Source organism: Kitasatospora sp. NPDC058048, from assembly GCF_042885555.1.
Classification (GTDB): Bacteria; Actinomycetota; Actinomycetes; order Streptomycetales; family Streptomycetaceae; genus Kitasatospora; species Kitasatospora lactacystinica.
Genome location: NZ_JBHVRT010000017.1, coordinates 148,872 through 170,903, shown reverse-complemented (window position 1 = coordinate 170,903; position 22,032 = coordinate 148,872). Strand labels below are relative to the sequence as shown.

The window sequence follows — 22,032 nt, the reverse complement described above, 5'->3', positions numbered from 1 at the left end:
AGGCCAGCGACGGGCCCGGCACCCGCCAGGGCAACGACTCCCGAGCGTGTCCTGGCCTCACGTGCCCGGACCAGCGCCGCTTCCACCGCGTCGCAGCGCGCCGACGGCCCGGTCCGGTCCGGCGTCCAGGCCCCCGCGCCGCGCAGCACCCGAACGGCCGCCGCCGAAGCAGGCCCGGACACCGCCGCCACGGCCCAGGAGCCCGCCGCCCGCCGGGCGCCGCGCCGATGACCGAGACCGCTGGCGCCGACTTCGGCCTGGCCGGCCTGGACCCCGCCACCGCGGACGACGCCGTCGGCTCCCGGGTCCTGCATCACAGCGGTGCCGACTTCACAGTGGAGCACGCCCCCGGTCTGCGCACCAGCACCGCTTTGGGCGCGGTCGACGGCCGCCACATCGCCGCCGTCATTACCCGCGACCAGCGCGCCGGCACCTACACCGTCCGCCTGCACCACACCGGCGACAGCGCCGATGCCCGCACGTGGCTGGCCACCCAGGCGGCACGGGCGACCTCCTCCGCCACACTGACCGCGGCCCGCCGCGCCGCCGCCACCGCGCGCAGCACCCGGACCAGCCCAGCAGGCCCCGCCCCCGCAGCCGCCTCCGCCGCGCCCGCCGGCCGATCCGCAGTTCGACACCGCTGACCCAGGAGCCCCCATCACCCTCACCGCAAGCTCCGCCCTCGGCTTCGGCACCTACCACCTGGAGCCCGCCGACGAGGAGAGCGACGAGGTCCTCTCTCGACTGGCCGTCCGCGAGAGCGAGTTCCTGTTCCTCGCCGCGCAGCACCAGGGTCACCCGCCCACCGGGCTGCGCACCAGCTACGTGATTGCCTTCGACAGATCCGCCGTCTGCGGCGTCCCCGGTGAGCCCGACATCGTCGCCGTCCACCTTGAACGTGACGACACCGCCGGCACCATCCGGGCGGCCATGGCGACCGAGGCGCTGGTACCGCTCGCCGAACGCTGGCTCATCTCCCGCGGTGCGGACCCCGAGCAACTCACCCCGGCCGCCAACCCCATCAGCCCGGCCGCCCTCCTCACCCTGCAGATCGAGGAGTTCCTGCGCTCCTCCGGCGACCGGTTCACCGTGCACACCAGCTACACGGACGCCAGCGAGCCGTACGACATCTGGGTCATCGCACAGGACACCGCGCCCTCCCTCGCCGAGGCACCGGTGAGGGTCTGGCACAGCCGGCGGCAGGTCGACGACGACACGTACACCCTCCGCGAGGGCGGCTTCGCCGACCTCGACGCCGCGTACGCGTGGACCCGGGACACCAGCGCCCCGCTGCCGCCCGTCACCTCGCCGAGCGCCCGCGCCGCCGCCGCGCGCAAGAACACCGTCCCGGACATTGCCAGGCCGCACCTCAGCCCGACATCAGCTCAGCCGCCGCCAGCCGGTCGGCCTCGCTCTCGCTGATCCCGCCTTTGACCATCTCACCCAGGGCAGCCTTGACCACGACATCGCGCATCCACGTCCACCCCGTTTACCTGGCCGGGCCACCCACTGCCGCTCGTAACGCACTCCACGACCGGCTCTGGGACCTCGCCACCGCCGACTGGGCGCTGGGCGAGTTCACGTACCCGAACGCCGGAGTCCTGCGCGGTCCGGCGGGCCGCGAACTGCTGGTACTGCCCCGTCCCTTCCCCCACACCGGCTGTACATCGTCGCCCCGCTCCTGCCGACGGTGCTCGGCCGCACGACGGACGACGTCGAGCACCTCTCCCCGCACGGCATCGCCGTCTCCTCCGATCCGGCCCGCGCCGCGGCGGCCGTGGCCGGCCGGCTTCTCCCCCGCTACGACCGGGCGCTCCGCAGCGCCCTGCCGGACTTCTCTCCGCCCGCCGAACTACAGCCCCGCTTCCTCCCTACCGCCCCCAGCCCAAGCCCCAGCTGCCCAACCCGAGGCCGCCCCGTCCCCGCGAACACCTCGGAGAACTCCCTGACTTCGTCCTTCCCCGGCACCAACACGTCCAACGACCCAGACCCCTGGCGCGAGTACTTCGTCTCGCCGCGCTACCTCACCCCCGGCGTCGGCCTGCCCGACACCGCGATCGGCCGCCTCGCCAACGCCCGCTGGCTCATGGGCGACGACCCTGCGGCCAACGTGTACGCCACGTCGCCGGACCTTCGGATCCGGTTCGGCTTCCTCCCGGAAGCTCCCGGCCCGCTGTGGAAGGCAACGGCTTCCCTCGACCCCTTCCACGGCGCTCCGGCCTGGATCGTCACGATGGACGACCACACCCCCGCCGAGATCGTCGCCGACTTCGCCACCGACCTCGTCACCGCCCATGCCCAGGGTCCCGATCACTACCTGGCCGACACCTACCCGACCGCCCTCGACGAGAACCTCGCTGCGGCAGGCTGGCGCACCATCGAGGACGAGCGCCTCGCCCACCTGCTGTGGCAGTCGCCTGACGGCTACGCCGAGGTCCACCACCTCCCAGGGGACCTGGACCCGAAAGCCGAACTCGCCGGCACCAAGGCTCGCTGGGTGATCACCGGAGGCACCGACGACGAACGATGGTGGATCACCGCGTCCTCGGGGACGCCGACCCGCCTGGTGTCCTCCCTGTACGGCGCCGTCGTCAACCCGGCCCCCGTCCGCCGCTACGGCGCCGACCTGCGCACCCTGCCAGAGCTGGCCACCGTCAAGCCGGTAACCCCGGTACGCGGCAACAGCCGTGCCCTGGCCGCACACGCAGAAAGCGCCCTCATCCGCTCGGCCCAGCCCGCCAGCACCGCCTCCCCGGCGCCGACGGCCTCCCCCGGCACGGAGCGCCGTACGTTCTCCCGATAGCTCCCCAACCGCACACCCACGTCATCATGTTGCGTCCTCAGCCCGAGCCCCTGTCCGGCCAGCTCCGGGTCCTCTAAGGACATGAACGTCATGCTGTGCACGGGTAACTGACCCATCGGATTGGGTGTCGAGTCCTTCACCTTCCCGATCTCGTCATACACCGACAGGCCTCGAACCGAACAACACGGAGAAATCCTGACCTCGCATCCTCTCGACTCCATCGCCAACGTCAAGGCCAGCGCCGCGACACTGCACGAACCCGCCGACCACCTCACCACCGCCGACACCGATCAGCTCGACCAACTCCTGGAACACCTCCACGAGTCGGCAGCAGGGCCAGCAGAGCGCACCGCCCAGCCGTTCGTGCCGATCCGGCACACCAACACCGGCGAGATCACCACCACCGGCTACAACGCCGCCGCCCGGCGGATCCTGCTCCAGGCCGGCTTCGAGGAGACTCCTGGCTGCACCTGCCCAGCGACGGAAACCAGCACGAACCGAACGCACGGGCCTGCTCGGCCGCCAGCGAGCTGCTCGCCGCCGGCCACCCCATGCGCCTGGACCGAGCCCTCGGCCGGCCGGTGAGCGCCGACGCTGCACCCCTGTCGGGCACGCCCTCGCCCACCAGCGACAAGCCCTCCCGCCCCCCGGCCCAGCCGGGGGCCCGGGGCACGGGCGAACCGGCCCAAGCGAGTTCCGTGGGCGGACCGACCGCACCGCCACGGTCCCGGTGATCCTCCCGACCTGTCCCTCCGACGGCTGTCCCTGCCCGCGTAGGTGACCGGCAGGGGCACCGGGACCGTCTTCGAACCCACCAGCAGCCTCGCAGTGATCGCTGGTGCCCCTGCGCTGCTGGAGACCCCCTGAGCACCACCGACCCTAACCACGACGATCTGGTCGCCGTCCGCCCATTGGAACTCGCTGGCACCGGGACTCCATCCGGCGACCTGGGCGACCACCTCACCACCGCGTACGGGTGGGAGCACGATCCGGACAGCACCCCCGAGGAACCCCTGCTCGTCAGCCCCTGCCGCCGCATGGCCCTGGAGCGCGGCGACTTCCCCCTCGGCCGCACCATCCTCCAGAGCTACTGGAAACTCGCGGCCTACGACAGCGGTGAGCCGGACGCCACGGAACTCTGGTGCGCGTGGTTCAGTCCCAGGACGCCCTACGAACTCACCCATGGCCTCGTCCTGGACGCCGCCGGTCGGCTCGACAGCGACCCGGCGGCCGTCCTGGCCGACCGGAGGGCCGGCGACGACATCGCGCGGATCCTCTCCGGCGCCGGATGGGCGGTCAAGCGGGGGCCGTGGCGGACGCGCATCCACTCACCCGCCGGCGCCACCGCCCTGCTGCACCATCCGGAGGTCCCCGAGCGCGCCCTCGCCTTCCGCATGACCAACACCAGCTCCGAGTTGGCATGGGACGTCACCACCTCGCCGTGGGCTCCCGAGGCGGTCCTACGGACGGCTGGGGCGATGCTGGCATCCGATGTGGCGCTGCGCCGCCGCAGCGAGATCCCCGCCCACCACCTGGCCCGGGTCACGATCGAACCCTCCGCCTCCGCCACCCTGCCCCGGTGGCGCCCCCTTCTGGCGGCCCCGAACCTCCCGCCCGACCTGGAGAACCCACTGCCGACCACCCCTGCCCCGACCACCGCCGAACCGCCACGCGTGACCGGCCCCGAACCGGCTCTGGTCACTGTGACCCCCCGCCACTACGCCGGCCCCGGCCGTGGCGGTGCCGAGCAGATCAAGGGGCATCTCGTCTCCCTGGGCTGGACGGTGGACCCGAACTCGATGACCAGCCCGTGCGGCAGGCTCGGGCTCGCCTGGCCAGACGGTGCCGACGACCGGACACGGCGAAGCGCCGCCTGGCGGGTCTGGGGTGCCCAGCACCGGGGAGCGAGCGTCGCCTGGCGCATCACCAGCGGCGACCTGGTCCCGCCCGAGCTGATCGCGGGCGTCGTCGACGAGGCGCTCACCATCCTGGACGAGGCCGGATCGGACTCGCAGAATCCCTTCCAGGTCGGCATCCTCGGCCTGGGCTTCCTGCCCCTGGCCGAGGCCGGGTGGAAGAGCGCTGTCGAGCCCCGCGGCGCCGCCTCCTTCCACTCGCCTGACGGCTACGTCGCCGCCCACTGCGACGTCCCGACGGCTCTCCACGACCTGCGCGGCAAACCCGCTGCCCGCATCACGTGCCACCGGGAGCTCGGCCACTGGATAGCGGAGATCAGCGCGCACACCCCAGCCCGCCTCGCCGCCGCCCTTTGCCGCGAACTCGCTTCTCCGGAGCCCCTGCTGCGCGGCACCACTGGTCTCCACCTTGACGCGACCGACCGGAAGATCGCCATCGTCACCCCGGTCACCGCCGCGGGCCGGGCCACCCTGTCAGAGCGGCGGGCCGCCGCCCTCGCCGGCAGCGCGCCGACGTCGGCTGCACCCGGCTCCCCGGCCACCTCCACCCCAACTTCCCCGCGGAAGCTCGCCCGCTGATCACCGGCCGCACCCGCCCAACGCGATCGGGGCTGCCCTCGAACACCGGTGTTTCCTCCCTCTGTGAGCGAACGGTCCGGTGTACCACTTGCCGGGCCGGTCGCCGACGTCGGCACAGGCCGTGGGCTGCTCCGAGAGCGGCCCGCCTTCCCAGCGCGATGCCAAACCCGCCCGCCCGCCAACCCGTTGGAGGATCCTCGCTTTGACCACACCCGGACCGCCCTCACTTCCGGCACGCACGAAGGGCGGCGAACTACGGGCCAAGGTGGCCCGACTGCTGGTCGACCGGCCGGCGGACACGCTCACCATCGGGGACATGGCCCGGGGGCTGGGCCACTCCCACGGCGCCGTCCGCAACGCCGCCCTCACCCTGGTGCGGCGCGGCGAGGCCGACCAGCTCGGCACCGGACAGCCGCAGTTCCGCGCGAACGGGAAGACCGCCGCAGCCGCGCAGACCGCGGTGATCAGTCCACCGGGAACCCACTCTCCCCGCGCCCAGGCGGCCACGGCCCGCACGACCGCTCCCGCAGCGAACACGGTGAAGCCAGGCGGTCCGATCCGCCGCGCGGGGGGCCAGCTCTACCACCCCCGGGAACTGGCCGACCTGCCGGACGTCGAGGCGCTGAATCGTCTACGCGACGCCGACGTGCCGGTGCTGCTCTACGGTCCCCCGGGCACCGGCAAGACCTCGCTGGTGGAGGCGGCGTTCCCCGACCTGCTCACCGTCGCCGGCGACGGCGACACGACGGTCGGCGACCTGATCGGCGAATACACGCAGGACGACGCGGGAGCCTACGTCTTCCAGTACGGTCCGCTGGTCACCGCGATGACCGAGGGCCGCGCTCTGCTGATCGACGACGCCACCCTGATTTCACCGAAGGTGTTGGCCGCGCTGTACCCGGCGATGGACGGGCGCCGCCAGATCCAGGTCAAGGCCCACAAGGGCGAGACCATCCAGGCCAAGCAGGGCTTCTACGTGGTGGCGGGCCACAACCCCGGCGTGCACGGCGCCGTGCTGACCGAGGCGCTCGCCTCACGTTTCAGTGTGCAGATCCAGGTCGGCACGGACTACGACCTCGCCCTGGCGCTGAGGATCGATGCCCGGGTGGTCCGGATCGCCCGAAACTTGGCCCACCAGGTCGAACTCGGCGAGCTTGGCTGGGCCCCCCAGCTACGCGAGCTGCTCAGCTACCAGAAGACCGAGGCCGTCCTCGGCACCGCGGCCGCGCTCGCGAACCTGGTCGGCATCGCGCCCATCGAGGACCGCGACGCCGTCGCCACCGCCGTCAGCAAGATCGCGGGCGTCAAATCGGTGGCGCCCCTCACCCTCGGCCGGCAGCTCTCCGCCGCAACCGCGTCGGCCGCCCGGCACCCCCCGGTCAGCACCGCCCCCGCGCACCGGGGGCCCTCACGATGAGTAGCCACCACCACATCCAGCCCTCCGCCACCGCGCCCGACGACGACGCCGACCTCGCTCGCTGGGACGACGACGGCGCCCCACCCGCACAGCCCCCTTCCTCCCCGGCCGCGTGGCTGCGCGTGGGAGCCGAGCTCGGCGACCGACTGGTCGCCCTGTCCGGCCGCCAGGACCTGCTCGTCACTTGCCGCCCCGGCACCCGCAGCGGCGCACCGGCCGCCTACTTCCCCGGCCTCGCGGAGATCGAGTTCGACTCCGGCCTGTTCGCACCCCTCCAACCCCACGAGCTACACCCGCGGATCGTGGGCGACGAGGAACGCTATCCCGCCGCCTGGGGGGTGTTCGTCCACGAGGCCGCCCACGCGGCCCACTCCGTCTGGAAGCAGCCAGACGGCGCGGACCCCCGCGTCGTCGAGGCCGCGCTCCTGCTGGAGGAGAGCCGGGCCGAAGGCGCCCACCTGATCAGGCGGCCCACCGACCGCACGTACCTGCGCACCAGTGCCCGGACCCTGGTCATGCCCGACATCGCCAACCCCCGCGTCCAGGGTGCCGAGCACGCCGCTAGCGTGGCGGCCCTGATCCTCGGCCGCCGGGACGCCGGCATCCTGGACGCCGGCGAGACCAGGGCCGTCGCCGATCTGTGCGAACGGGTCCTGGGCACCGACCTGCTGGTCACCCTCACCAGCATCTGGACCGCAGCCCACCGGTGCGCCGACCACGACGCCACGACCATGCTCGCGCACGCTCAGGACTGGTGCGAAGCGCTGGACGCCGCTGCCCCTGCCCTGCCCGCCCCGCCGGGGGACCTCATCGATCTGCTGTCCGCCGCCGCGACGGTCGTCATGGACAGCATGGCCACCAATGACGCCACCGACCTCGCGGCACAGGCCGCCGCGAACAACGCGGTGGCCGCGCGGTCCAGGGCACAGGCCCAGGGCCGCGCCCAGGAGGCCGGCAAGCGACGCAAGGCCGCCGCCACCGCCCGGTCCGTCTTCAACCCCCGCGGCACCACCGTCAGCCCCGACGGCACACCGGCGCCCTACGACAACCCGATCACCGGCACCCGCAAGCCCACGGCCGCCGAGCAGACCGCCGCCGCGCGCCTGAGCCGCGCCCTTCGCGCCGCCGCCTACCGCGAACGCACCGAGGAGCGGACGACCAGCCCCACCCCACCCGGCCGCCTCAACATGGGCCGGGCCCTCGCCCGCGACGCCCAGCGCGCCGCCGGATCGATACCCACCGCAGAACCGTTCACCCACACCCGCCGCCGCCACTCCCCCACCCCACCGCTGCGCGTGGGCATCGCCGTCGACGTCTCCGGCTCCATGAGTGCCGCCTGCAAACCCGTCGCATCCGCTGCCTGGATCGTGGCCCGCGCAGCGGCCCTGACCGACCCCGACTCCCGCACCGCCACCATCGCCTACGACATGAATCTGACCGCGCTGACCCGGCCCACCCACCGGGCACCAGACCTCGTGACCCAGTTCCATGCCAACGGCGGCAACCACAACCTCGGCGACGCCATCGACGCACTCGACCACGGCCTCGACCTCAGCCGCCCCGGCACCGGCCGCCTTCTCGTGATCGTCACCGACGCCCACTACCGCCGCGACGAAACCGATCAAGCCGTCACCCGCATCAAACGCCTCACCGCCGCCGGCTGCGCCGTGCTCCAGCTCACCCTCAGCAAGGAATCCCTCCACCTACCGGGGACCACCCTGCTCCACCTGCCCCGGCCCTCCAGTGCTCCCGCCGCCATCGCCAAGGCCGCCACCGACGCCATCCGCAAAACACGCTGAAACGCCGGCTGAGGCGCTGGGCTTCGTGTGGCAGACCTCGCCGCCAGGTTCGCCGAACTCCCGGCCCGGACCGAGGCCAACCGCTCCACGGTCCCCTTCCCCCAACCAGGCCAGCAACCCTCCGCCGCGCCGCCCCCGCTGGCACAACCCTGTCCGCCAACTTCACCGAGACCAGTGGTCCACCACCGGCCAGGCTCACCGAGACCCCGCCGGGTTCATCTAGACAGGGCACCCCGGCCCGGTCTGGGGGCAGACACACCCTGCTCTCCTGCTCGGGAATGTCCCCACAGTCAATGCACACCAGGGGGCAGGGCCCTGCCGAGGCGACGAACTCAGCATCCGCTACAGCACGGCCCACTTCGGCCTGGTCTCCGAGCACTACTGGCTTGGGCTTGGAGGAAGGTGCGAGCTTCGCCCCAGGTCACGGAAGCGGGCGGAGACGCGCACCGGGCCGGTGGTGAAGTGGCGGTGCAGCCTTGCCAGTCCCAGCAGTCGTGTCAGCGGGTTCTGCGTCAGCGCAAGGCTCTGCGGTTTTGTATGAGGGATGATCATCGTGCAGCAGACGATCAGTCCCCGGCGGCTGACCACCCCTGCGCGTCCAGCCCGAAGCCCGACCGAGCCGCCCAGAACGGCGCGAGGAGGCAGGCCCGCCGCGGTGGCGGGGCAAGGGTGACCGCGTCCAGATCCAGCCCGGGCCACAGCCGGCCCAGCGGCCAGCGAGGCGGTGCGGTCGCCTGGCGTGCCGCACCCCACCGCGACCGTGGCGGTGACCGGGATGGGTCTGTTGGTGAGCAGCGCGTCAGAGGCCTGTTCGTGTGCGTGGAGCGGGCGGCCCCAGTGCTGTCAGAGCCGCTTGCAGCCGGCTGGGGGCTGCAACGGACCCGCCGGCCGGTGTCTGGGCGGGTCAGAACTGCCAGGCGGGGTTGTCGGCGATCGCCAGCAGGGCGGCCTCGTCCAGGCCCGTGTCCGGCTGTTGGGCCCACTGCTGGAGCGTCACCGTGCGGCCGTCGGCGCGCTGGAGGCGGACGTACTGGGAGACGCGCCCGTCCTGGCGGGGGGTCAGGGTCAGGGCCTCGCCGCGCGCTCCGGAGGGCAGCTCGACCAGGTGGCAGTCGGTGCGCGGGGCGACCTCCTGCGGGCTGGGCACGCCGGGGCGCGGGGTGACCTTGGGCAGGGCGATGGTGGCGCAGAACGGCACCTTCGACCCGTCGGCGGTGCGCTCGGCGCCACCGACGAAGTCCACCGGGCTGGCTAGGGACTGCCAGGCGACCCGGAAGCTGCGGCCCGGAATGTCGCCGGCGCGCACCGTCGTGGCGCCGCCCGGGAGCAGGGAAGCCAGGGTGGCTCCCAGGCGCTCGCTGCTCCAGTCGGTGGCGCGGCCGCTGCCGGCGCCGAAGGAGTCCGGGCGCAGCGGCTCGGCGGTGGCTCCGGCCGCGCCGGCCAGTGTGAGCGGGCCGGTCAGCGGGTCGGCGGCCGCCACCGGGCCGCCCTGGGTGCCGGCGGGAGTGGTGGCGGTGGGCAGGGTCGCCATCAGGGCGGCCAGGACGGCGGTGGCGGCCACCGAGGCTCCGGCGCGCACGGCCAGGCGGGTGCCGCGGCGGCGGCGTCCGTCCGCGACCGCCGTGTCCACCGCGCCGGGGCGCAGCGGCGGTTCGGCGCCGAGCCCGGCCGCGAGGAGGGTGCGCAGTTCGTCCTGCGGGTCGAGGGCGTCGTGGTGGGTCACAGCATTTCCTTCAGGGGGGTCGGGGCGAGGGCCAGTTCGTCGAACGGGTCGGTGTCGCCGAGCAGGGCGCGCAGTTTGGTGAGTGCGCGGGCGGTGTGGCTCTTGACGGTTCCGGTGGTGCAGCCGAGGGCCTTGGCGGTGGCCGCGATGTCCAGGTCGGCCCAGAACCGCAGGACCACCACGGCGCGTTGGCGCGGTGGCAGGGCGGCGAGCGCGGTGCGGACTTGGAGGCCGAGTGAGGGGTCGGTGCCCGGGCCGGGCCGGTCGGGCAGCGCGGCGGTCGGGTCTTCCCGTCGCCAGCGGCGCCGGGTGTGGTCGATGCAGGTGCGGGTCAGCACGCGGTGGGCGTAGGCCTCCAGGTTGGCGATCCGGTGCCGTCTTCCCCACACCGCGTACAGCTTGGTCAGTGCGGTCTGTGTGATGTCCTCGGCGTGGTGCCAGTCGCCGCACATCAGGTACGCGGTCCGCCGCAGATGCGGCAACCGGTCCTCGGCGAAGCCGCGGAACTCCTCCAGGTCTGCGCTACGCACAGGGCGTGCCCTCCGTTCGTCTCTGCCCTATCCGACGGAGCGCACCCGGTGCCGGGATGTCACGGGTGGCGGGAAAGTTCGCCGGCCGCGGGGGGCGGGAGGATCCGCCGGCCGCGCGGGGCGGGAATCCGCCCGTCGCGGGAGGAGTGGGAGGTTCTCCGGGTCTTCCGGATTTCTGTTCATCTGATGACATCCTGCTCTGCCTCGCGTTCCGTCGATTCCTCGCCAGGACCAGTGCGCGGCCCCGGGATCCGTGGTGCCGCCCGATCGAGAGGACACCTGTGCGAGAAACCCGCAGGTACGACACGCGTGGGCGAGGACCACGGGCAACTGGGCGGTGGCCGGCCGCCGTGCTGGGCGCGGCGCTGGTCGCGACGCTGGCCGCCCCGGCCGGCTGGGCCGCTCCCGGCCCAGCGCCCGACGCAGGGGCCGACGGGCCGGCGCCGGGCCGGCCGGTCCAGGTCACCCTGGTCACCGGTGACACGGTCACCGTCCGGGTCGGTGCCGACGGCGCGGTGGCGCTGGCCGGCGTGTGGCCCGGGCCGGGACGCGAGGACGTGACCTTCGTCCAGCGCTCCGGCACCCCCGGCTCGCTCAACCTCGTCCCCTCGGACGCTGTCGGGCCGCTGGAGGCCGGGCGGCTGGACCCCCGGCTGTTCGACGTCGCCGGGCTGATCGCCCAGGGCTACGACGACGCGCACACCGCCGAACTGCCGCTGATCCTGGGCTCGGAGCACGCCGGCGCCCCGGACCTGGCCAACGCCGCGCCGCCCGCCGGCGCCACCGCCGTACGCGCGCTGGAGAGCGTGCACGGCGCGGCCCTGCGCGCCCCGAAGGCGCGGGCGGGCGAACTGTGGCAGCTGGTCGCGCAGCCGGGCGCCGGGCTCGTGGCGGGCGGCGTGGACAGGGTCTGGCTGGACGGCAAGGTCACCGCAGCGCTCGACCACTCGACCGCCCAGATCGGCGCCCCGCAGGCCTGGAGTTCCGGCTGGACCGGCAAGGGCGTCAAGGTCGCGGTGCTCGACTCCGGCATCGACCGGGGCCACCCCGACGTGGCCGGCTCCCTCGGCGAGACCTCCGACTTCACCGGGGCCGCCGGTGCGCCGGTGAACGGCGACCCGGACGGGCACGGCACCCACGTCGCCTCGATCGTCGCCGGCACCGGGGCCGCCTCCGACGGCCGGTTCAAGGGTGTCGCCCCCGACGCCGAGCTGCTGGTCGGCAGGGTGCTGAACGACGAGGGCAACGGCCAGGAGTCCTGGGTGCTCCAGGGCATGGAGTGGGCCGCGGCCCGCGCGCCGATCGTCAATATGAGCCTCACCGGCGACCCGACCGACGGCACCGACCCGATGGCCCAGGCCGTCAACACGCTCTCCGCCCGCTACGGCACCCTGTTCGTCGCCGCCGCCGGCAACCGCGGCCTCCCCGGTACCGTCGGCAGCCCCGGGTCGGCGGATGCCGCGCTGACGGTGGGCTCCGTCGACCGGGACGGCGCGCTCGCCCCGACCTCCAGCCGGGGACCGCGCATCGGAGACCAGGCCGTCAAGCCGGACCTCACCGCGCCCGGCGTCGGCATCGTTGCCGCCCGGGCCGCCGGAACCGACGGGCAGGAACCGGTCGGCGAGCGGTACACGGCCATCTCCGGCACCTCCATGGCGGCCCCGCACGTGGCCGGGGCGGCGGCCCTGCTCGCCCAGCAGCACCCGCAGTGGAAGGGCCCGCAGCTCAAAGCCGCGCTCACCTCCTCCGCGGCGCCGGCTGTCGGCCAGGGAGCGTACGAGCAGGGCGCCGGGCGCGTCGACCTCGCCCGGGCCACCGCCCAGCAGGTGTACGCCACCGCCGAGGGCACCGGGATCCACCTTCAGGGCCCGCCCGGCGGCGAGCCCCTCACCCGCACCGTCGAATACCACAACGACGGCCGGGAGCCCGTCACCCTGGACCTGGCCGCCGAGACCACCGCGGTGGCCGGTGCGTTCACCGTCTCCCCCGCCCGCCTGACGGTCGCGCCGGGCGCCACGGCGTCGGCCACCGTGACCGTCGATCCGGCCCGCGTCCCCTCGGGGGCGTCGCTGACCGGGCGGGTGCGCGCGAGCGGACCCGGCCAAGCCGCCGTCACCACCGCCTACGCGCTCACCCGCGAGGCCGTGAAGCACGACGTCACCGTGACGGCCGTCGACCGCAACGGAGCGCCGCTGGGGCCGAGTACCTGGAACGCCTGGTCGGTGATCAGCCTGGTCAACCTGGACACCCGCGACGCCTACCAGGTGCAGTTCACCAACGGCACCGCCACCGTGCGCGTGCCCGAGGGCCGCTACAACCTCGGCGGACAGCTGGCCACCCCCGCCTCAGGCACCACGCCCCGCACCGCGACCCTGTTCCTGCAGCCCGAACTGGAGCTGCGCGCCGACACCCGGCTCGCCGTCGACGCCCGCGAGGGCCGGCAGCTGACCGTCACCGTCCCCGGCCGCGCCACCACCGGCTACTCGCTCTCCGCGGGCTACTGCTACCGCGCCGCGGAAGGCAGCGGCTGCGCGGACGCGGCCACCGTTCTGGCCCGGCCCGGCAACCTGTACGTCGTCCCCACCGCCCGGCCCGTCGCCGGCCGGCTCGACTTCGTCACGCAGAGCCTCCAGCAGGGCCAGGCCACGCCGAAGGGACGGCTGCCGGACCGCTACGACCTGCTGGTGCGCACCACCGGCAAGCTGCCCGACCCGGCCCTGACCGTCGAGACCGGCGAACTCGCCACGCTCAACACCCGCTACTTCGCCCAGGCCCCGGGCACCGCAGGCGACTTCAGCAGCTTCGCGTCCGCCGGCGGCCTCGGCGGCCTCACCATCGCCGAGCCCACCTTCGCGCTGCCGGCCACCCGCACCGAGTACTTCACGGTAAAGGAGCAGCTCCGCGAGACGACCTTCGGTCAGAGCGTGGGCCCCGGCGGCGAGATGGTGCGCACCGCCATCAGCCAGAGCGGCACCGTGCGCTGCGCCGCCGGCGCGACCTGCGCGGAACGCTGGAACGCCGCCGTCATCGGCCCGGGTCTGGCCCCGGGCCAAGGCGGCACGGCCACCCTCGCCCGCACCGACGACGGCTACCTCACCGTGGCCCCGCAGCTGTTCAGCGACGCCTCCCCCGGCCACGTCGGCTCCCCATGGCCGCGCCTGCTGGACGACACCGTCCGCCTCGAGCTGGAACGCGACGGGCAGCGCGTCGTCGGCAGCGACCGGGAGCAGGCCCGCTTCGCGGTCCCGGCCGCCGACGCCACCTACCGGCTGACCGCCAAGGCCGTACGGGCCGAGCCCTGGGCGGCGCTGTCCGGCACCGTCGAGGCCATCTGGACCTTCCGCTCAGCCGCCGCTCCCGGGGCCGACGGCAAGGCCGGCAGCACGGCGCTGCCGGTCGACGTCGTCCGCTTCACCGCCCCCGTCGATCCGGACAACCAGGTGCCGCGCCACCGGCACACCCTGCTCACCACCGTCGAACGCCAGAGCGGCGCCCCCGCCTCGGCCACCGCAAGCCTGACCGTGCGGGTCTCCTTCGACGACGGCGCCACCTGGCAGGACGCCCCGGCCGAGACAGCCGATGGCGGCTACCGCGTCACCGTCGACCCGCCGCCGGGCGCCGATGGCTTCGTCTCCCTCAAGGCCGCCGCCAGCACCGCCGACGGCTCCACCGTCGAGCAGACCGTGCTGCGCGCCTACCGCCTGGCACGCTGACGAATCCGCCGGTGACCGGCGGATGACGCGCGGGGCCGCCGACGGGCGCCGAAACGGCGGCCGCCGGCGGCCCCGGTGTCTACGGGTTGCCGGGGCTCGGCGGCTCGGGTTCGTCCAGGAGCAGCTCCAGCAGGGGCAGGGCGGCTTCCAGGCGACGGCACTGCTCAGGGGTGAGGCGGGTGCTGCGGCGGGCGAGCAGCGCGGAGCGCTCGGAGACACCGCACGATATCGCCGTCCGCGAGGCTCGGGAGGAGGCCGGTCTCGACGTCACCTTCTCCAAGCTGCTTAGGGAACGTCTCGACGCCGGGCGGCACCTGCTCTATGTGGCCGCGCAAGGCCGGGGCTGGCTGACCAGCCCTCTTGATGAACCCCCAGGTCGAGGCCGTTCGCGGCGTCCGGTGAAGGCTTCATCGTCAACCATGCCGCTCGTTACGAGAAGTACGTACCACGGAGAAGCCCGTCGAAGCCCAGGCCTTGGTACATCTCCTCGAAGGAGTCCCACGTGCGCTCCTCGAAGGAATCGTCCCGGGCCTCGGCGACGTCGCTCGCCTCCAGGTCTGCCTCACGCCATTCGTGGGCGCAACGGCAGCGCACGAACACCAGGTTCGGGTGCACGTAGATCAGAAGCCAGTCGCGGGTCGCCTGGCACTGGGCGCAGGAGATGAGCATGCCGCTCGGACTCAGGGGGCTGGGGTGCGGGACGGCGAGCGTGCTCGGGACGGGTTCGGCCGGCTGCGGCTCCTGGCCGTAGCGGAAGTGGGTGAAGTTGGGCTGATCGTCGCCGCGGTCGAACAGGCTCAAGGAGCCCCCCCTTGCTCTCGTGATGTATGGGACAGAACATCCAATATCGAGAACTTTGTTCCATTTTGCCCGATTTGCAAATGTTGGCCCGGTCACACCCCGGCGTCCGCCGACGTGGATCCGGCCGGTACCAGCGCAGTTGACTTGCACTGCCCTGAGGCCTCACCCGGCCTTGGTGTTGGCTCAGTCGACGGTGATGTCGAGGTGGCGGGTGGCGTCGGCCAGGTGCTGGAGGCAGCGCTCGGCGGTGGTGTCTCGGGCGACGAGGTGGGCGACGCGGGCGGTACCGAGGTTTCCGGCGTCACGGAAGGCGCGCTCTGGCAGCGGGGCGGGTTCCTGCAGGCCGGCGCCGATCTGTTTCCCACCCACAACATGCTGATCGCCTACCGGCTGCTGTTCGGCATCTACTCGGGCATCATGCCCGACGGCATCGACGACCTGGCGACCGGCGACATCGACTGGGCCGGGGACTCCACGGTCCTGCTCTCCTACGTCAAGGGCCGCACCGCCGCCGAGAGCACGACGCTGCCTCGTCGGGCCGTGCGGCTGCTGGAGCAATGTCGCCACCGAGCTGCTGATCGACACCGGACGCCGGCCCGACGAGATCCGCGGCCTGTGGCTGGACTGCCTCACCACCGACCCGGACGGATCCCCCGTCCTGCTCTACGACAATCACAAGGCCTACCGCCTCGGCCGGCGCCTGCCCATCGTCAAGGCCACCGCCGCCGTCATCACCGACCAGCAGAACCGGGTCCGCAGCCGCTACCCCCTTCTCCACCGGACCAGCCCCCGAGGCCACCAACGTCGTCGACCTCATGGACGCCCTGCGCTGCAGCCTGGACAGCGCCCGCAAGGACGAGCCCGCCGCCAAGACGAAGGAGAAGCCGCCCGCCCGGGCCCGCCGCTCCCCGAAGTCGGCCACAGGCACGAAGACCACCTGCGCCAAGACCGCCGCGGGGAAGAAGCGGACGGGCGCCACCGGCAAGCGGCAGCTGTCCCAGCTCACCCGGGCCGAGCTCTACCAGCGCGCCACCGACCTCGACATCCCCACCTCCACCATGACCATGCCGCTGATCGGCTCGGCCAAACCGGCGAGCCGGCCGAGGGAGACCGTCGGCCGGGCCCCAGGTCCAGTAGAGCGGCGACAACCGGCTCGACCTGGTCGAGCCGGTCCACCGGCACCCGGCGCAGCAGCTGGGCGGCGAGCTCGGCGTCCAGGCGCTCGGCGTAGCCGGGGAAACCGTGGCCAGTGGGCAGCGCTGCGCGCGCTTGCGGGAGCGTGTCCATTGGCGGCAGACCGTGGAGGCACACCGCACGGTGCTGGGGCGGGCGGCCGACGCCGTCGAGCACAGGCGGCGAAGTGACCATCAAGGAACCCGGGACGACCGTCAAGGAATCCGCCCGCCCGCTGCGGGAGGGCCATGAAGGTACGGCGGGGCGCAGCCGGACACGAATCCGCTTCCGCGTGCGATTGGCTGCCGTGGGCAAGCGGCAGAAGACCTTCGCGGTGTGGAGCGCCGCAACGCGGGACGCGGCCGAGGCCTTTGCGTTGCCCGCATTGCGCCCAGGACCTGCGACCGGCAACGTCGCGATGGGCTACGACATGGCCAGGAACTGAATGTCGTCTTCGGCTTTGTAAGGGGTGCACCAGGTGTTTCCGCCGCAGCTCCAGCCGTTGTTGATGTCGTATTCGACTTCTCTTTCCGACACGCCGCTGATGTCGATCAGCAGGGCAGGGGCGAAGGACTGCTCCTTGACAGTCCCCGTGTCGACAGGATTTAAAGCAAAGAGAAGAAGAACTTTCTCCACGGGGGCGAACGTGTCGAGATTTCCACCGAGGAGGTCGAAGGCGGCAATCGGGTTGAAGTTCGACGTGCGGTTGTTCCGCTGGGCGATTCCACACGTGAATTCGTTCGTGGTGGTGTTGCTGATCCCGATTTTACCTTTGAGTTCAGGGTCGTCCTTGACCTCTCCGTCTCCGGATTTCCCCGTCACGTCGAGGCGCTGTCCGAGTGTGATGTCGTAGCTGTTGCTCGTGGTGATCTTGCCGTCCACAACGATCTCGTCCTGGGAGATGTACGCCTGGTACTTCTGGTCCCAGCCGATCGTCGTCGTCAGGGCGTACTTGTCCGTGCTGAACCAGACGAGCGGCTTCGACCCCACCCAAGGGCTTCCGTTGCCGGCCTTGAAGCCGTAAAGAAGGTAGCCATCACGTTCGAGATAATCGACGGTCTGCTGGCTCATCGTGATGGTGACGGTGTAGTCGTATTCTTCTTCCCCGGGCAATTCGGTTTCCTTTCAGCGTGTTTTTCAGGGGGATCCCCAACAATGGCTAGGTACCCCGTCCGGCTGCAGTTTGGTCCCGGGTCGGCTCTGTATGCCTTGGAGTACACCTGGATCGCCGAGCGACTTGATCTGTTCGAGTGGGAAGGCTCGGCCAGGCTCATCCCACAGGGCGCCACGCACGGCTCTGCTACCCCAGTCCGGGCGTGGCGCCGATCCGGGAGGCTCGCCGCCGCATGCCCCCTTCCCGGGGCACCTCCCCTCGGCGGGGAAGGCCCCCCGGTAACCTGAACGGTCGCGGTGGGCACCCGCTCACTGCGGCCCCGCTTCAATGCGAAAACAAGCAGCGGCACGGAACACATCGCCACGATGGTGGCGAGCGATTCGCTGGCGCGCAGGGTGTAGCAGCGCAGCAGCCAGTCGCGGTCGGCCGCGCTGGTAGCTCGGTGCCGCTGGTCGTCGGCGGCGATCGGGCGGGGCAAGGGCGGTCTCCTGCGGGGGTGCGGCGGCGTGGGGTTGGTACGGCCGCCGACGGAGCCCTGGTGGCGTCCGTCGGCAGCCGAGTCAGCGGCGCTGCCGCGAGGGGGCAGCGGGTGCGGCAGGAGTGGGCGGGGTCACCGCGCTGGTGCTCCGGTGCGGCTTGCCGGCGGCGGGGTGGGGCAGCTTCGCGAGATGTCGCACGCGCCAGGTCAGCACTGCGGTGACCGACCCGGCGGTGTCCAGTTCCCGCCAGGAGCGGGCGCGCTCCAGCAGGGTGTCGGGGTCGTGCCCGGCGGCTTCCGCCTCGACGAGGGCGGCGGCCAGGGCGTCGAACTCCGGCTCGGCGAGCATCCGCCGGCCGCCCTCGCCCGGTACCGCACGCCGCACGGCCTGCTCTTGGCGTTCGCGCACCGCGGCGGGAAGCTGCTGGCCGTGCTCGCGCAGGGCGCCCAGCGGCTGGCGGGCAGCCAGCCGGTACGCCGCCCGCAGGCTGTCGGCCGCCGCGTGGGCGGCGTCGGCCTGCTGCAGGTGGCCCTGCTTGGCGTGCCAGCGACCGGCCGCGATGACGAGCAGGATCAGCGCCGCCAAAGCGCCCGCGGCAGCGGTGGCGTCCGGGCCCCGGTTGGTGGTGTAGCCGCCGGACAGCACCTCACGGGCAACGGCCCGCAAGGAACGGGAGTCGGCGTTCGCGGCCCGCACGTGCGAGCGCGAGGCCCGCTCGTAGGCGCGGGCCGCGGCCAGCAGCTCGGCCTTCTGCGCGGGCAGGGCCGTGGCCGCCAGGGCGTCGAGCACCTCCCCGGTCGCCTCGACCACCCCGGCCACGGCCTCAGGCTCGCCGTCCAGGAGGTCGATCGCCTCCAGGGCCGTGTCCGCCGCCCGGAGTCGAGCGGCCGCCGCCGGAGAGCGGCGACCGGTCGGTGTACGGGCACCGCTGTCCTCTGGTGCGGGACGGGCCGTCTCCAGCTGGCCCGTGCCGTGGGCGAGGCGGCGGCGGATCTTGGGCAGGGTCAGGTCGGGTGCGAGTTTGTACCCGCCGAACCACACCGGCTCGCCGGTCTGGTCGTGTTCTCCGACGACGGCGACGCTGTAGCCGAGGGTGTCGCCGGACGGGCCCACCTTGCGGTTGACCAGCACACCGGTTGTCTCCAGCCGGGCGAAGAACTCGGCCTCGTCCCGGGCACCGGCGAGGGCCTGGCGGACCGCGTCGCGCAGCTGTTGCCGGCTCGTGTTCGCCTCGCCGAGACGCTGGGCCTTGTGCTTCTCACGGTTGGTGGGCTCTTTCGCGGCCGTGCCGTCACCAGGGTTGAGCTCACGCAGCCCCCACTCCCGTTCGATTCTGCGGCATTCGGCCTGGGCCCGGCGGAAGTCGAACTCGATGTCCGCCTTCCGCAGGTCGCCGCGCACGATGGTGGCGGCGATGTGGATGTGGTCCTCGGCATGCCGCACAGCGACCCACCGGCAGCCGTCCGGGTCACCCTCCTCCGCGATGCCGGTGGCCGCGACCACCCGGCGCGCCACCACCGCCCACTCCTCGTCGCTGAGCAGCCGGTCTCCGGGAGCCGTACGGACCGAGCAGTGCCACACGGGCTTCTTCAACCGGCGCCGGGGACCGCGCTGGTCCACCCGCAGGTCGAGGGACGTCTGGAGCTGCTTGATCGTGGCGTTCGGGTCGCGCCCCGGGTCCGAGGCGAAGCCGTCCCAGGAGGCGACGAGGTGCGGGTCGGTGTGCTCGTCCTTGCGCCCAGGGCCGTAGAGGTAGGACAGGAGACGGTACGTCCGGTCCCCGCGGGTGATGTTGGGTATCAGTGCGTCTTCCGCTGCTTGAGGAGACCGGCCGCCGTGGAGTCGACGGTGGCGACGGCACGGCGGACCGCGCTCAGCGCGGCGACCAGGTCCGTCGGGTGCGGGAGACCGCCGGCGTTCAGCTCTCTGGCGATCTGGTTGACGTTGTTGCCGACGCGGGCGGTCTGCCGGCGCGCGGCGGCGAGTTCGTCGATCGCACGGTCGAGCTGATCGTCTGGGTTGCGGGCGGCATCGGGGTGGGACGCGGCAGTGAGTGCGGCGCTCGCGACGAAGCGGGCGACGGTCTCGGCGCGTTCGGTGGCGGCGCTGCGGATCAGGGCTTGCTCGTCGGTGCTCACGCGGATCGTCAGGAAGCGTTGGCGCTGCTGTGGGTCGTGGAAGCGGCGACGCGGGCGGCGTGCTGCGTTCGGCTCGTCGGGGTCGGCGACGGGCTCGGCGACGGTCATCTCGGGCTGTTCCTGTCGGTTGTTGTGCCCGCCGCTGCCCCCTGGCTGCGGCGAGCCGAGTGTCGCGGTCGAGCGCCCCCGCTCGGCCTCGGCTCTCGGCTCTTCCCCCGGCCGCTCGGGCGGGGGCGAGCCCGTGGAGTGTCCGATAGGACACTCCACGGGGATAGCTCGCTCCGCCGTAGGTGGCAACGCGCCCGGGTTCCAGAGCGGTTGGCGGCGGACGGAGGTAGGGCTCCGTCGACGCCGCGGGCCGGGAGTACGGTCGGTCAGAAGTCGCCGCTGGCCAGGCCGCGGGCGGCGAACTCGGAGATCAAGTGGTCCATGACCAACTTCTCCGCCTGCTCGCCGCTGAGGGGCTCGACCGGTCCGTCGGCGGACCGGCGGACCTCCCACCGGCCGTTGCCCAGCAGTTGGGCACTGCTGATGTGGTGGTGACGAACCAGAACGGCCATGAAGTCGGCGACGAGGTTCCGGTCCGCCAGCACGGTGGTGCTCATGTGGAAGCTCCGTTGGGTGAGTTGAGAGACGAAAGAGACGGGAGAGCTCGCGGTCACCGGCGCGGTGGCGGTGGCTTATCGGTCCGTAGAGCGGCCAGGATCTCCGGGATCCGGTCGTTCGACACGGTGAGCCCCTGGCTGCGGATTCCATCGCCAACGACCTTGCGGGTGATCCGCCCGGCCTCTGCAGCAGCCCGGCGGCCAGCCTTCAGAAGTTCCGGGTCCAAGTCGTTGCCCGGACCGCCCGGGTGGGCGGACGGACCACCGGGACGCTCGGACGAACCACCACCCGGACCACCACCCTCCGGACCGCCGGGACCGGCCGACGGGCCACCACCCTCCGGAGCACCGGGACGGACGGACGGACCACCACCCTCCGGACCGCCGGGACCGGCCGACGGACCACCACCCTCCGGAGCACCGGGACGGACGGACGGACCACCACCCTCCGGAGCACCGGGACGGACGGACGGACCACCACCCTCCGGACCTCCGGGACGGGCCGACGGACCACCACCCTCCGGACCGCCGGAGCTGTCCTGGCTTCGGCGCAGAATACGTGCAGCAAATCGGGCTCGCCACCGCGAGCCCTGACGGTAGGCGGCCAGTTTCTCGTCAACGCTCCTCCGGTCCTCCGTCTGGGTTCCGACCGTGAGTTCCGCTCTGCTTGTGCGGGACGTGGTGAGCGAGGGGGCTTCTCGGTCAGCCACCATCAGTTTGTCGAGTGAGGGCTCGCGTTCGGAGATCGCGTCTCGGCTCAGCAGGACAGTTCCCGGGGACGGGTCCGCAGTCTGGAGGCCGTCACCGAGGCTGTCCTGGGCTGTCTCGTGGCGGGTGACGATGATGCCGAGGTGGACCGCACCGGCGAGCGCGATCGGGGCGATCGTGCTCAAGGACCCGACGGCGAGGTCTCCGAGGTGCAGGTCTCCGAGGGTGCCTGCCGTCTGTTCGTTCAGGCGGATCGCGTGCAGGGCGTTGGCCCAGACGCTGGTGCCGGTGGCGCCGGCGAAGAGGGACCAGGCGTAGGCCCGGGCGGTCCAGGGCGCTTCGCGCAGCAGGACGAGAGCGCGCACTCCGTAGGCGATGAACCCGTCGACGACCACCGGCCACGCGTAGCTGAGGTTTCCTCGGACATGGATCGCCTGAGCCATCTGCTGGAGTGCGTCGTACGAGAGGCCGAAGCCGGTCGCACCGAGCGCCGCGATGGCGGCCATGTCCCATCGGGAAACCTTTGGGCGGCCT

The 22,032-nt window shown here is 72.7% G+C and carries 18 protein-coding genes; 9 read left to right on the top strand and 9 right to left on the bottom strand.

All coding sequences use genetic code 11. From position 1 onward, the window contains the following. Window positions 1–227 precede the first annotated feature (227 nt). From ACFVVA_RS20000 to ACFVVA_RS19970, 7 genes are all read left to right on the top strand, one after another. A complete protein-coding gene (locus tag ACFVVA_RS20000) occupies window positions 228–644 on the top strand; it encodes a hypothetical protein (protein WP_387691214.1) in 417 nt (138 codons plus the stop codon). Between the two features lie 181 nt (window positions 645–825). After that, complete coding sequence (locus ACFVVA_RS19995) at window positions 826–1,422, top strand: hypothetical protein (protein WP_387691213.1); 597 nt, start codon at window positions 826–828, stop codon at window positions 1,420–1,422. 268 nt (window positions 1,423–1,690) lie between these two features. Further along, on the top strand, window positions 1,691–2,803 hold the full coding sequence (locus ACFVVA_RS19990; RefSeq protein ID WP_387691211.1) for a DUF317 domain-containing protein: 1,113 nt from the start codon (window positions 1,691–1,693) through the stop codon (window positions 2,801–2,803). 363 nt (window positions 2,804–3,166) lie between these two features. Continuing rightward, on the top strand, window positions 3,167–3,388 hold the full coding sequence (locus ACFVVA_RS19985; protein WP_387691243.1) for a hypothetical protein: 222 nt from the start codon (window positions 3,167–3,169) through the stop codon (window positions 3,386–3,388). 326 nt (window positions 3,389–3,714) lie between these two features. Then, window positions 3,715–5,298 carry a DUF317 domain-containing protein gene (locus ACFVVA_RS19980; protein WP_387691209.1) on the top strand — a complete coding sequence of 528 codons (1,584 nt, stop codon included), beginning with the start codon at window positions 3,715–3,717 and terminating at the stop codon, window positions 5,296–5,298. 265 nt (window positions 5,299–5,563) lie between these two features. Next, window positions 5,564–6,715 carry an AAA family ATPase gene (locus ACFVVA_RS19975; protein WP_387691241.1) on the top strand — a complete coding sequence of 384 codons (1,152 nt, stop codon included), beginning with the start codon at window positions 5,564–5,566 and terminating at the stop codon, window positions 6,713–6,715. Next, window positions 6,712–8,514 carry a VWA domain-containing protein gene (locus ACFVVA_RS19970; protein ID WP_387691207.1) on the top strand — a complete coding sequence of 601 codons (1,803 nt, stop codon included), beginning with the start codon at window positions 6,712–6,714 and terminating at the stop codon, window positions 8,512–8,514. Before ACFVVA_RS19975 ends, ACFVVA_RS19970 begins: the two co-directional genes overlap by 4 nt. Window positions 8,515–9,418: 904 nt before the next feature. Here ACFVVA_RS19970 and ACFVVA_RS19965 read toward each other — a convergent pair. Together ACFVVA_RS19965 and ACFVVA_RS19960 are read right to left on the bottom strand one after the other, a co-directional pair. Further along, window positions 9,419–10,237, bottom strand: coding sequence for a hypothetical protein (locus tag ACFVVA_RS19965; protein ID WP_387691205.1), 819 nt, complete (start codon window positions 10,235–10,237; stop codon window positions 9,419–9,421). Beyond that, window positions 10,234–10,767: a SigE family RNA polymerase sigma factor gene (locus ACFVVA_RS19960; protein ID WP_387691203.1), complete on the bottom strand. Its 534-nt coding sequence runs from the start codon at window positions 10,765–10,767 to the stop codon at window positions 10,234–10,236. Before ACFVVA_RS19960 ends, ACFVVA_RS19965 begins: the two co-directional genes overlap by 4 nt. A 350-nt stretch (window positions 10,768–11,117) precedes the next feature. Here ACFVVA_RS19960 and ACFVVA_RS19955 point away from each other — a divergent pair, with 350 nt between their 5' ends. After that, window positions 11,118–14,480: a S8 family serine peptidase gene (locus ACFVVA_RS19955; RefSeq protein WP_387691201.1), complete on the top strand. Its 3,363-nt coding sequence runs from the start codon at window positions 11,118–11,120 to the stop codon at window positions 14,478–14,480. A gap of 429 nt (window positions 14,481–14,909) precedes the next feature. Here ACFVVA_RS19955 and ACFVVA_RS19950 read toward each other — a convergent pair whose 3' ends face one another. Further along, complete coding sequence (locus tag ACFVVA_RS19950; RefSeq protein ID WP_387691199.1) at window positions 14,910–15,281, bottom strand: hypothetical protein; 372 nt, start codon at window positions 15,279–15,281, stop codon at window positions 14,910–14,912. A gap of 183 nt (window positions 15,282–15,464) precedes the next feature. Then, window positions 15,465–15,650: a hypothetical protein gene (locus ACFVVA_RS19945; protein WP_387691197.1), complete on the bottom strand. Its 186-nt coding sequence runs from the start codon at window positions 15,648–15,650 to the stop codon at window positions 15,465–15,467. Between the two features lie 991 nt (window positions 15,651–16,641). On the opposite strand from ACFVVA_RS19945, the gene ACFVVA_RS19940 reads away from it, so the two are divergent. Then, window positions 16,642–16,899, top strand: coding sequence for a hypothetical protein (locus ACFVVA_RS19940; RefSeq protein WP_387691195.1), 258 nt, complete (start codon window positions 16,642–16,644; stop codon window positions 16,897–16,899). On the opposite strand, the gene ACFVVA_RS19935 is transcribed toward ACFVVA_RS19940, so the two are convergent. From ACFVVA_RS19935 to ACFVVA_RS19915, 5 genes are all read right to left on the bottom strand, one after another. After that, window positions 16,878–17,567: a hypothetical protein gene (locus tag ACFVVA_RS19935; protein ID WP_387691193.1), complete on the bottom strand. Its 690-nt coding sequence runs from the start codon at window positions 17,565–17,567 to the stop codon at window positions 16,878–16,880. The two genes, ACFVVA_RS19940 and ACFVVA_RS19935, sit on opposite strands and share 22 nt — an antisense overlap. A gap of 561 nt (window positions 17,568–18,128) precedes the next feature. Further along, entirely contained in the window at window positions 18,129–19,640 is a 1,512-nt protein-coding gene (locus ACFVVA_RS19930; protein WP_387691191.1) for a relaxase/mobilization nuclease domain-containing protein, read from the bottom strand. Between the two features lie 206 nt (window positions 19,641–19,846). Then, the gene (mobC, locus tag ACFVVA_RS19925; protein ID WP_387691189.1) at window positions 19,847–20,293 is read right to left on the bottom strand and encodes a plasmid mobilization relaxosome protein MobC; all 447 of its coding nucleotides are present in this window, start codon (window positions 20,291–20,293) and stop codon (window positions 19,847–19,849) included. A 266-nt stretch (window positions 20,294–20,559) separates the two neighbouring features. Next, window positions 20,560–20,790: a hypothetical protein gene (locus tag ACFVVA_RS19920; protein WP_387691187.1), complete on the bottom strand. Its 231-nt coding sequence runs from the start codon at window positions 20,788–20,790 to the stop codon at window positions 20,560–20,562. A gap of 53 nt (window positions 20,791–20,843) precedes the next feature. Next, complete coding sequence (locus ACFVVA_RS19915) at window positions 20,844–22,004, bottom strand: DUF2637 domain-containing protein (RefSeq protein ID WP_387691185.1); 1,161 nt, start codon at window positions 22,002–22,004, stop codon at window positions 20,844–20,846. Window positions 22,005–22,032 lie beyond the last annotated feature (28 nt).

What these genes read in the sequence shown, in the direction of transcription:
- ACFVVA_RS19970 (WP_387691207.1), top strand. Translation starts at nt 6,712, where the DNA reads ATGAGTAGCCACCACCACATCCAGCCCTCCGCCACCGCGCCCGACGAC.
- ACFVVA_RS19915 (WP_387691185.1), bottom strand. Translation starts at nt 22,004, where the DNA reads ATGGCCGCCATCGCGGCGCTCGGTGCGACCGGCTTCGGCCTCTCGTAC.
- ACFVVA_RS19920 (WP_387691187.1), bottom strand. Translation starts at nt 20,790, where the DNA reads ATGAGCACCACCGTGCTGGCGGACCGGAACCTCGTCGCCGACTTCATG.
- mobC (WP_387691189.1), bottom strand. Translation starts at nt 20,293, where the DNA reads ATGACCGTCGCCGAGCCCGTCGCCGACCCCGACGAGCCGAACGCAGCA.
- ACFVVA_RS20000 (WP_387691214.1), top strand. Translation starts at nt 228, where the DNA reads ATGACCGAGACCGCTGGCGCCGACTTCGGCCTGGCCGGCCTGGACCCC.